Origin of the sequence: Micromonospora sp. NPDC048935, assembly GCF_043197875.1 — a bacterium.
Classification (GTDB): domain Bacteria; phylum Actinomycetota; class Actinomycetes; order Mycobacteriales; family Micromonosporaceae; genus Micromonospora.
In genome coordinates this window covers 545,393-556,315 of sequence record NZ_JBICTZ010000003.1, presented here as the reverse complement: position 1 = coordinate 556,315, position 10,923 = coordinate 545,393, and the positions used below count along the sequence as shown (strand labels likewise).

The following is a 10,923-nucleotide window of genomic DNA, read 5'->3' as shown; positions in this document are numbered from 1 at the left end:
ACAGACGTCCGACATCATCAACCACCGGAAATCCGTGCGCTCCTCGACACCGGTACCCCGCCCCGGCGGCTGCGCACCCGGCATCCCCAGGAACTGCGGGCCCGCGTCGACCGGCCGGGCCGGGTTGGCGTCGACCGGGGCGCCCAGGACGTCCACGGCGCGCTGCCCGGCCGGGCGGGGCTGCTCGACGAACGCGACGTGCCGCCACGAGTTCGCGGTCAACGCGCCGGTGTTGTCGTACGACATGCCGAGCAGGTCCAGACCGCTCTCCGGGACACCGTTCCACTCCTTGCAGGCGACCTCACAGGCCTTGCAGCCGATACAGACGGTGGTGTCGGTGAAGAACCCCATCCGGGGCGGCGCGTCCTCGTAGCCGGCCTCGGGTGCCGGGTCCAGCGGGCCGTACAGGCTGTGCGGGTCAGGAAGCACCGTGCTCCTTCCCCTCGTCGTCGGTGGTCACGGCCGGCGCGTGCTGGCCCGGGGTGATCCCGGCGCGCCGCTGGTAGTCGGCCACCAGGTCGAGCAGCGCCGGCCCGATGGGCCGCCGGCCCGGCCGCACGTCGCAGGTGCCGACCTTGCTCTCCTGGATCAGCACGTTCGGGTCCAGGCTGATGCCGAACAGGTCGTTCGCCGAGTCGCCGGTGACCAGACCCTCGAAACCGAAGTGGTACGGCAACCACACCTGGTGGATGATCCGACCGTCCACCCGCAACGGCGTCAGCCGATCGGTCACCAACACCCTCGCCTCGATCACCGCACGACCGCTGACCAGGTGCGCCCAACCCAGGTGCGTCAGCCCGACCTCGCCGGCCAGGGCCGGGGACACCTCGACGAACATCTCCGGTTGCAGCTCCGCGAGGGGCGACACGGTCCGGCTCATCGCGCCGGCGGTGTGGTGCTCGGTGAGCCGGCTGACCGTGAACACGTACGGGAACACCTGACTGTGCTCCTGCGGCGGGCTCGGGTTCACCGAGTTCACCGGGTGCGCGTACATCTTGCGGGTCGGGTTCGCCTGCTGCCGGTAGAGCGGGTTGCGCACCGGTGACTCCACCGGCTCGTAATGGGTCGGCAGCGGACCGTCCAGCACACCGCTGGGCGCGTACAGCCAGCCCTTGCCGTCGCCCTGCATGACGAACGGGTCGTCACCGGCGATGCCCTCCGTCCCGGACGCACCGGGTGGCGGCCGGTACGACGGTGGTTTGGTCTTCTCGAAGTCCGGCACGTCGTAACCGGTCCACTCGCCCTTCTCCGCGTCCCACCACACGTAGCGTTTGCGCTCACTCCACGGGTTGCCGTCCGGGTCGGCGGACGCACGGTTGTAGAGGATCCGCCGGTTCGCCGGCCACGCCCAACCCCACTCGGCGGCCACCCAGTCCTGCTCGTGTCGGGACTTGCGCCGGGCCGCCTGGTTCACCCCGTCCGCGTACACCCCGCTGTAGATCCAGCAGCCGATCGCGGTGGAACCGTCCGCGCGGGCCTCGGCGAAGCCGGACAGCGGGCGGCCGGTCGCCACGTCGTACCCGTTGATCTCGCGCAGCACCGCCTCGGCGCTCGGCTCCTCGTGCGGACCGTGCGTGGGATAGTCCCAGGTGAGGTCGAGCAGCGCCCGGTCGCGCGGCAGCTTCGAGTCGGCCAGCTTCTCCCGCAGCCTGCGGCCCAAATGGTAGAAGAACCACAGCTCGGAGCGGGCGTCACCCGGCGGCTCGACGGCCTTCTCCCGCCACTGCAACAGCCGCTGCGTCTGGGTGAACGTGCCCTCCTTCTCCACGTGCGAGGCCGCCGGCAGGAAGAACACCTCGGTGCGGCACTTTTCGGGCACGATCTCGCCGGTGGCCACCTCGGGACCGTTCTGCCAGAACGTGGCACTCTCGATCATGAACAGGTCGCGGACCACCAGCCAGTCCAGGTTGGCCATGCCGAGACGCTGCGCCCGGCCGTGCGCCGAACCGACAGCCGGGTTCTGCCCCAGCAGGAAGTAGCCCTTGATCTTCCCGTCGATCATGTTGAGCACCTGCTGGTAGGTGCCGTGGTCACCGGTCAGCCGGGGCAGGTAGCCGTAGCAGAAGTCGTTCTCCGGCGTCGCCGCGTCACCCCAGTACGCCTTGAGCAGGCTGGCCGCGAACGACCGCGCGTTGCCCCAGAAACCCTTCTGCCCCGGGTGCCGGATGCTGTCCACCCACTCGTCGAAGGTCGGATGCTCCGCGTGGTGCGGCATCGGCAGATAGCCCGGCAGCAGGTTGAACAACGTCGGAATGTCCGTCGAACCCTGGATGCTGGCGTGCCCCCGCAGAGCCATCACGCCCCCGCCCGGACGGCCCATGTTGCCCAGCAACAGTTGGATGATCGCGCCGGTGCGGATGTACTGCACACCCACGCTGTGCTGCGTCCACCCCACCGAGTAGATCAGCATGCCGGTGCGGTCGCGGCCGGAGTTGCGGGTCCACGCCTGTGCCAACTCCAGGAACTGCTCCCGCGGGATCCCGCAGACCTGTTCCACCATCTCCGGGGTGTAGCGGGCGAAGTGTCGCTTGAGGATCTGGTAGACGCAGCGCGGATGCCGCAACGTCTCGTCGCGTTCGGTCTGCCCGCCCACCTGCGCGCCGTGCGACTCGTGCGTCAGCCCCGCGGCGCTGTCGCGCTCCTGGGCGGTGTGCCCGCTGCCGGACGAACCCTCGTGCCCCGCGTACTGCCAGCTGTCCTGCACGTAGCTGCCGGTCTCCGGGTCGAAGCCGGAGAAGAAGCCGTCGCCGTCCTCGGTGTCGCTGAACTCCTCGCTGACGATGGTCGCCGCGTTCGTGTACGACAGCACGTACTCCCGGAAGTCCAACTCGTTGTCCAGGATGTAGCGCACCACGCCGCCGAGCAGCGCGATGTCGGTGCCGGCCCGGATCGGCAGGTACGCATCGGCCACCGCGCTGGTCCGGGTGAACCGGGGGTCGACGTGGAACACCTTCGCGCCCCGACGCCTGGCCTCCATCACCCACTGGAAGCCCACCGGGTGCGCCTCAGCCATGTTGGAACCCTGGATGACGATCACGTCAGCGTTGGCGATGTCCTGCTGGAAATCCGTCGCACCGCCACGACCGAAGCTGGCCCCCAGACCGGGGACGGTGGCGGAGTGTCAAATACGGGCCTGGTTCTCGATCTGGAGCGCCCCCATCGCGGTGAACAACTTCTTGATGAGGTAGTTCTCCTCGTTGTCCAGCGTCGCCCCACCCAGACTGGAGAAACCAAGCGTCCGGTTGAGCGGTCGACCCTGCGTGTCGACGTCCTCCCAGGTCTGCTCACGAGCCGCGAGCATCCGATCGGCGATCATGTCGAGGGCGGTGTCGAGCTCCAGATCCTCCCACTGCGTCGAGTACGGACGCCGGTAGCGGATCGTCGTCTGCCGCAGCGGACTGGTCACCAGACTCTTACTGGCCGAGCCCTTCGGGCAGAGCCGACCCCGCGAGATCGGGCTGTCCGGATCGCCCTCGATCTGGCTGACCTGCCCGTCCCTGACGAACACCCGCTGACCACACCCCACCGCGCAGTACGGGCAGATCGAACGGGCCACCGAGTCGGCGTCCTCGGTACGGGCGGTCAACGCACGCGAACCGTCGGACTTCGCCGCCGCACCCCGACCCAACGGGTCGGTGCCGGTGAGTTGGCGGTAGACCGGCCAACCCTCGATAAAGGTCCGCAGACCCATGCCCCGACACCCCCTCCCACGCGAGCGACCCCATGAACATAGGTCAACCGAGACATGTTCGCGAGCGGGGGCAGACAGACAGCGCCGCCCCCGGCCGGTGGGCCGGGGGCGGCGCTGGTGTCGGTGTGCAGGTCGCCTCTCGGCGAGTGGCACGACGCGGCTCCAGCCGAACGGTATTCCGCGAAGGCGATATTAGGTGAGGCCCGGGGACACTGAGTCACACCGACACGGTCCACAACCAGCCGGAACCCGCCCGTGTTCCCGCACCCGCCCATGCCGGACCAGTCGGGTGTGGCGGGGTGCGGACATGCCGATGGCCGGCGCCCCGTGTTGGGGTGCCGGCCATCGGTCGGTCGTCCGGTGGTGTGCTGGTGGTGCCGTGGTGGGTCAGCTGTTCCAGTGCTGGGCGACGAGGTCGGTGGCCTGCTGCTCCCACTGGGCGTAGGCGTCGGGGTAGGCGGAGACCTGGACGGTCTGCGCGGCCTGGGTCAGCGGCATGTCCTGCCAGCCGTCCACCTGGCGCAGGCCCTTGAGGAACGCCGTCGTCGAGTAGGCCGGGTCGGTGATCTGTTCCGGGGTGCCCCAACCGCTGGACGGGCGCTGCTGGAACAGGCCCAGCGAGTCGTGGTCGTTGGCGTCGCCCAGGTGGCCCAGGTTTTCCAGCTTCGACTCCTGCAGGCTCGTCGCGATCGAGATGACCGCGGCGCGTTCGGGCAGGCCGGCCTTCTTCGTGGCGGCGATGATCGCCTTGGCGTTGGCGGTCTGCTCGTCGTTGAGGCTGATGTGGGCCTGGTCGCCCTGCGGCTTCGGCGCGGTGCTCTGCACAGCGGCGGCGACGGGCTTGGCGTCGACGGGGTTGGCGTGGGCGGCGATCGGGCCGGCGAACACACCACCGGCGAACGCGAGACCAGCAACGGACAGCACACTCTTACGCATGATCGTGTTCATGGGGGTAGCTCCTTCGGGGGTAGGACACCCGACCGCCAAAGGGGGGCGGCGGCAGGGTGTGAGCACCTCGTCCGGCGCTGCACAAACAAAGGGGGAAAGTCTTCGGGGTCGACGGCCTGCGAGCGGGGGCTCGGGGCGCCGGGTCCCTGTGTAACGACCGGGGGGCCGAGGTCATTCCGGGGGATGGCCCACCTGCCGGCACCCTCATCGTGGCGGTGCCTGCGGTCGTTCGTGGGGACTGCAACGACCGGGCGCGGTCCCGCATTCCCACCTGCGCGACCAGCCCTCAGGGGTCCGGTGTCGGGCCCGTGGTACTGCGATCGTCAGGGTATGTAACGACTCCGGCCCGGCCATGATTCCGGCCCACGGGTGCGCCCGGCCACACCCCACAAACACCCACCGACGGACAAACGACCCATCCAGCGCCGCGTCCAAGGCGTCGAATCGCCCCTCACCCGCGTGATCCACTCCGGTTCACGGAAGTCGGGGCATCCCGGGCGCCCGGACACCCCGACATCAAGGAACCCGAGTCGATCACGAACCGGCCGAGCGCACCACTACGCGCAAACCGGACAAAATTGGAGGTGATGAGGGTCAGGCCAGCGCGCCTGGAGCAGCGCGCTGGGATCGACCTGAGCGACACCCGGCCTGGTGGGCGTTACCCTGACACCATGCAGGCCGTCTCCCCCACCCCGACCGGCGTGGCCTTCCTGGCCCGCCCGGGTCGCCCGGCCGTGGTGGCGCGCACGCTCGCCGAGCTGGCCGGCCCGACCCGGGGTGTCGTGGAACTGCCCGTGCGGTTGATGTGGAACGCCGAGCGCACCTTCGACCTCGGCGACCCCGACCAACTGCTCTGGATGTACGAGAACGTGCTGCGCGAGACCACCCGGGCCGAGGATCTGCGGGCGCTGATCAACGGGCGGACGCTGCGCCGGGTGTGGCGACTGCTCAACCTGCCTCGGGGCGTCCGCCAGGCGTGGGAAAGCCGACACCCCGGCCTGCGCGCGGCGTGATCGGGTCGCACCTGCACGAGTTCTACCGGGAGGTCGCGCGGGTGGCGCTGACCGCCGCCGGACCGTACCGGTTCGTCCTCGGCGGTGGGGTGGCCTGGGCCGCGCACGGGTTGGTCGCCCGCCCGACGGAGGACGTCGACCTCTTCGCCGACGTGGAGGGCGCCGCCGCGGCAGCGTCCGCCGGGGTGCGGACGGCACTGGAACACGCCGGCTTCACCGTCACCGACGCCGACCCGGACAGCGACCTCGCCGAGCTGTTCGACGGGTACGACCAGGACATGAAGGACTTCGTGGTGAGCCGCGACGGACGACAGATCCGGCTCAGCCTCGCCCGGTTGGACCGCCAACAGAGCCCGGTGGTGATGGACCTCGGCCCGGTGATGGACGTCCGCGACCTGGTGGCCAACAAGATCGCGGCGTTGGTCAACCGGCGGGAGGTCCGCGACTTCATCGACGTGGCGGCGGCCCTCGACCACTACGACGTGACCGAGCTGCTGGTCCTGGCACGGCAGGTCGACCCCGCACTGGACCCGGACGACGTGCGCGCCGCCGGCCGCTACCTGGACCGGCTGTCCGAGCAGCGCTTCGGCCGTTACGGCCTGAGCGCAGCCGACATCGCCCAGGTTCGGCAGCGTTTCGCCACCTGGCCGCGCTGACGCGACCCCCGCTCGTCACCTCACGCAACGACGCCCCGGACCAACCAGTTCGCCCCGTGGCCGCGCCGACGGCGACGAAGCACGCAAGAACTCCCCAGCCCCAGCCCGGCGGCGACCGGACGAGCCGCCTCGGGGCGGGCAGCCGAGCGGCGCCCGCCCCGACGGCGGATCACTTGGTCGGTCGACCGCCCGTGACCCCCAGGATCTCGCCGGTGACGTAGCTGGACTCCTGCGAGGCGAAGAAGACGTACGCCGGAGCCAGCTCCGCCGGCTGGCCGGGGCGACCCTCCGGGGTGTCGGTGCCGAACTGCTTCACCTTCTCCTGCGGCATGGTGGCCGGAATCAGCGGCGTCCAGACCGGGCCGGGAGCGACCGCGTTGACCCGGATGCCCTGCTCGGCCAGGTCGGCGGCGAGAGCCTTGGTGAAGTTGGCGATCCCCGCCTTGGTGGTGGCGTAGTCGAGCAGTTGCGGCGACGGGTCGAATGCCTGGATCGACGCCGTGTTGATGATCGCCGACCCCTCGGGCAGGTGCGGGATGGCGGCCTTGCAGAGCCAGAACATCGCATACAGGTTGGTCTTGAACACCCGGTCGAACTGCTCGGTGCTGATCCCGAGGATCCCCTTGTCCTGCGACATCTGGTACGCCGCGTTGTTCACCAGGATGTCGATGCCGCCCAGGTCCCGCACGGTCCGGTCGACCAGCTCCTGGCAGTGCGCCTCGTCGGTGATGTCGCCACGGACCGCGACGCCCCGCCGGCCGGCGGCCTCGACCAGCCGGATCGTCTCCCGGGCGTCGTCGTCCTCCTCCTCGCTCAGATACGAGATAAGCACGTCGGCGCCCTCCCGGGCGTACGCGATCGCGATGGCCCGGCCGATCCCGGAGTCACCTCCGGTGATCAGCGCCCGCTTGCCGTCCAGCTTGCCGCTGCCCCGGTACGACTCCTCCCCGTGGTCGGGTTTCGGGAACATGTCCCCGGTCGAGCCGGGCGGTGACTGCTGCTGTGCGGGCTGACCGGACTGCTGACCGTACTGGCTGGTCGGATCCTGCTGGGTGTGCTGGTCCTCGCTCACTGAACAACTCCTCGGTGCGCGCGGGAGGCGGCGCTCTCCCACGAATGTCGTCCCGGATCGCCCTACCCCACCGTGGCATGCGGAAACCGCAGAAACGGCCGGGGCTGGCGTGGCGGGAGGTGCCACCGCTGGTTATGGTGCGCGAGGCGCCCACGAAGCGCGTCCACCCCCACGGAAAGGCACGTCATGACCTCTCCCTCCGGCCCGTCGCGTCGTCAGGTGCTGGTCGCCGCCGCTGCCGCGGCGACCGCTCCGCTGATCGCCGCAGCGCCCGCGCAGGCGGCCGGCAGGCCCCGGCCACGCACCTGGGACCTCACCCTCCTGGGCACGTCGGACACGCACGGCAACGTCCACAACTGGGACTACTACCGGGACGCCGAGTACGACGACAGCAAGCACAACGACATCGGCGTCGCGAAGTTGGCCACCCTGATCAACCAGATCCGCCGAGAGCGGCGCGGCAGGGCGACGCTGGTGCTCGACGCCGGCGACACGATCCAGGGCACGCCCCTCGCGACGTACTACGCCAAGCAGGAGCCGATCACCGCCACCGGGGAGAAGCACCCGATGGCCCGCGCCATGAACGTCATCGACTACGACGCGGTGACCCTGGGCAATCACGAGTTCAACTACGGGCTACCGTTGCTGGACCTGTGGATCCGCCAGCTCGGCTTTCCGGCGCTCGCCGCGAACGCCGTCAACGCGAAGACCGGCAAGCCGGCCTTCCTGCCGTACGTCATCAAGAAGGTCTCCCTCGGTCTCGCCGCGCCGACCCTGCGGGTCGGCATCCTGGGGCTGACCAACCCCGGCGTGGCCATCTGGGACAGGGGCAACGTCGAGGGCAAGCTGCGCTTCGACGACATGATCGCGACCGCCGCGAAGTGGGTGCCGATCATGCGGGCGCGCGGCGCGGACGTCGTGCTGATCTCCGCGCACGGCGGTGACAGCGGCACCTCCAGCTACGGCCCCGAGCTGCCGAACGAGAACCCGGTGGCACTGATCGCCCAGCAGGTGCCGGGGATCGACGCGATCCTCTTCGGTCACGCGCACAACGAGGTGGTCGAACGGTTCGTCACCAACGAGCAGACCGGCGCGCAGGTGCTGCTCTCCGAGCCGTCGAAGTGGGGCCAGCGGCTGACCCGGATGGACTTCACCCTCACCCGGGAGCGGGGCCGCTGGACGATCACCAAGAAGGCCGCCACCATGCTCAACACCAACACGGTGGTCGAGGACCCGAAGGTGCTCGCCGCCGTGCGGACCCAACACCAGAAGACCATCGCGTACGTCAACCAGGTCGTCGCGCAGTCCACCGTGGAGCTGTCGGCGGCGCAGTCGCGCTACCAGGACACACCGATCCTGGACTTCATCAACCACGTGCAGACCGAGGTGGTGGGCGCGGCGCTGGCCGGCACCGCGTACGCGGACCTGCCGGTGCTGTCGATCGCGGCGCCGTTCAGCCGCACCGCGGTCTTCCCCGCCGGCGACGTGAAGATCCGCGACGTGGCCGGGCTCTACGTGTACGACAACACCCTTGAGGCGGTCGTGCTCAGCGGCGCCGAGGTGCGGGCGTACCTGGAGTACTCGGCGAAGTTCTTCCGCACCCTCGCCCCGGGCACCCCGGTCGACCCGGAGCAGATCAGTGACCCGGCCGTGCCGGACTACAACTACGACGTCTTCTCCGGCGTGGACTACGACATCGACATCGCCAAGCCGGTCGGGCAGCGGATCACCCGCCTGGTGCTGGCCGGCACCGACACCCCGGTGGCGGACAACGCGCAGTTCGTGGTGGCGGTGAACAACTACCGGCGCAGCGGCGGCGGCAACTTCCCCGGCATCGTGAAGACCCAGGTCTACAACGCGCAGCAGGAGATCCGCCAGCTGCTCATCGACTGGGCGCAGGCCAAGGGGACGATCAACCCGGACGACTTCTTCCAGCCGAACTGGCGGCTGGTACGCGAGGGCATGCCCGTCTTCTGATCGCAGCGCAGCACGAACGGGCCGTGGGTGGCGACACCCGCGGCCCGTCGCGCGTTCTCAGCCCTGCACGTTCCAGCGGATCGGATCCTCGGACTCCTCCGGCCGGTCGCGCCCCGGATCGGTCTCGGTCAGGGCCACCCGCTCGTCGGGACGCACGGCGGGTGGCAACTCCCCGAACCGCGCGTGGCGCAGAAACGCGTACTCGTCGTCGGTGAACGGCTGCTCGGTCATCAGCGTCTCCTCCTGCTCCGCTGTGATTGTCCGGCGGTCACGCCGGTCGGCACCAGTGGCCGCGCGCACACCCTGTTAGGCGTCCTAGGATCCTGGGTGAGCGGTGGTGGCCTGGCGCGACGGATGGGACAACCGGTCGAGCACCGCGAGGGCCGCCCGGATCGGCCGACGGCGCAGCATCTCGGCGAAGCTCGCCCGCCCCTGGCAGAACTGGACGAACATCCGCCAGCCCGGCGGGGTCGCCAACAGGGCGTGGAACACGTCCGGACGGCGGGTGAACACGTCGAGCAGCCGAAACCCCGCCCGCATCTCCGGCAGCAGACTCTCGGCCACCGCCCGCTCGTACCCGGCCAGATCTCTGGCCGCCACCGCCGCACCGGCCAACTCACCCGACCGCAACGCGAAGCTGATGCCCTCCCGGCTCCACGGCTCCAGCAGCCCCGCCGCATCCCCCACGACCAGCACCCGACCGTGACGCAACGGCGAATCGTCCGTGCGGCACCGGGTCAGGTGGCCCGAGTCGTGCTCGGCCGGCAACCCGGTCAGCCCCAACCGGTCGACGAACTGCCGCAGGTACTCCCGGGTCCCCTCCCCCGCGCCCCGGCCGGCGATCACACCGACGGTCAACCGGTCACCCTTGGGAAAGACCCACGCGTACGAGCCCGGCATGGCACCCCAGTCCAGCAGCAGCCGACCCCGCCACCGCTCCCGCTCGGCGGGCGGCACCGGAATCTCCAACTCCAGACCCAGATCCACCTGCCGGTACCGCACCCCGACGTGCCGGGCGGTCACCCCCGACGAACCGTCCGCCCCGATCACCGCACGAGCCGCGATCGTCGTACCGTCGGCCAGCCGCAGGCGTACCCCCTCGGGGTCCTGCTCGATCGCGCGGACCGCGACCCGCTCCCGCACCTGCGCGCCGGCGGCCACCGCCGCCGCGCGCAGCCGGTCGTCGAACTCCTCGCGGCGCACCATCGTCACCACCGGGCTGTCGTTGCGCCGGGTGAACTCCCGACGGCCGTCGCGGGTGAACGTCACCCGGTCCACCCGGTCGTGCGCGGGCACCTCGATCCGACCCTCAACGGCCGCCAGTGAGGTGCCGATCAGACCACCACCGCAGGTCTTGTACCGCGGATGAGCAGCACGCTCGACAACCAGGGTGGAGACACCCGCGCGAGCAGCGACGTAGGCCGCGGAGAGCCCGGCGGGGCCGGCGCCGACGACGACGAGATCCCAAATGATCACGGAAGCAGCCTAGGGGATGGCGAGGGTCCGACCGAGCCGCGCGACCGCGCACCGTCGACGTGTTCTCGCACGGCTATCCCCGTCGTACCG

Annotated in this window: 8 protein-coding genes and 1 pseudogene; 3 read left to right on the top strand and 6 right to left on the bottom strand. The window is 70.2% G+C overall.

Features of this window, described 5'->3' with window-relative positions; translation table 11 throughout:
- The 3 genes and pseudogenes from ACGFIW_RS13205 to ACGFIW_RS13195 all read right to left on the bottom strand — a co-directional run.
- Window positions 1–429 (bottom strand): annotated as a pseudogene (locus ACGFIW_RS13205) (4Fe-4S ferredoxin); the annotation flags it as partial.
- On the bottom strand, window positions 419–3,691 hold the full coding sequence (fdh, locus tag ACGFIW_RS13200) for a formate dehydrogenase (RefSeq protein WP_393313992.1): 3,273 nt from the start codon (window positions 3,689–3,691) through the stop codon (window positions 419–421). The gene fdh and the pseudogene ACGFIW_RS13205, both read right to left, overlap by 11 nt.
- A 387-nt stretch (window positions 3,692–4,078) precedes the next feature.
- Entirely contained in the window at window positions 4,079–4,639 is a 561-nt protein-coding gene (locus ACGFIW_RS13195) for a hypothetical protein (protein WP_393313989.1), read from the bottom strand.
- Between the two features lie 671 nt (window positions 4,640–5,310).
- Between ACGFIW_RS13195 and ACGFIW_RS13190 the strand changes: the two genes are divergently transcribed.
- Window positions 5,311–5,652, top strand: coding sequence for a hypothetical protein (locus tag ACGFIW_RS13190; RefSeq protein WP_393313986.1), 342 nt, complete (start codon window positions 5,311–5,313; stop codon window positions 5,650–5,652).
- Complete coding sequence (locus tag ACGFIW_RS13185; protein WP_393313983.1) at window positions 5,649–6,308, top strand: nucleotidyl transferase AbiEii/AbiGii toxin family protein; 660 nt, start codon at window positions 5,649–5,651, stop codon at window positions 6,306–6,308. Before ACGFIW_RS13190 ends, ACGFIW_RS13185 begins: the two co-directional genes overlap by 4 nt.
- Before the next feature lie 169 nt (window positions 6,309–6,477).
- Here ACGFIW_RS13185 and ACGFIW_RS13180 read toward each other — a convergent pair whose 3' ends face one another.
- Window positions 6,478–7,380, bottom strand: coding sequence for an SDR family oxidoreductase (locus tag ACGFIW_RS13180; protein ID WP_393313980.1), 903 nt, complete (start codon window positions 7,378–7,380; stop codon window positions 6,478–6,480).
- Between the two features lie 186 nt (window positions 7,381–7,566).
- Between ACGFIW_RS13180 and ACGFIW_RS13175 the strand changes: the two genes are divergently transcribed.
- Window positions 7,567–9,357, top strand: a complete 1,791-nt coding sequence (locus tag ACGFIW_RS13175; RefSeq protein WP_393313977.1) for a bifunctional metallophosphatase/5'-nucleotidase — start codon at window positions 7,567–7,569, stop codon at window positions 9,355–9,357.
- A 57-nt stretch (window positions 9,358–9,414) separates the two neighbouring features.
- Here the strand turns inward: ACGFIW_RS13175 and ACGFIW_RS13170 are convergent, their stop codons facing one another.
- Both ACGFIW_RS13170 and ACGFIW_RS13165 read right to left on the bottom strand, forming a co-directional pair.
- Window positions 9,415–9,588, bottom strand: a complete 174-nt coding sequence (locus ACGFIW_RS13170; protein WP_167362358.1) for a hypothetical protein — start codon at window positions 9,586–9,588, stop codon at window positions 9,415–9,417.
- An 84-nt stretch (window positions 9,589–9,672) separates the two neighbouring features.
- Window positions 9,673–10,833, bottom strand: coding sequence for a geranylgeranyl reductase family protein (locus ACGFIW_RS13165; protein WP_393313974.1), 1,161 nt, complete (start codon window positions 10,831–10,833; stop codon window positions 9,673–9,675).
- Between the last annotated feature and the right edge of the window lie 90 nt (window positions 10,834–10,923).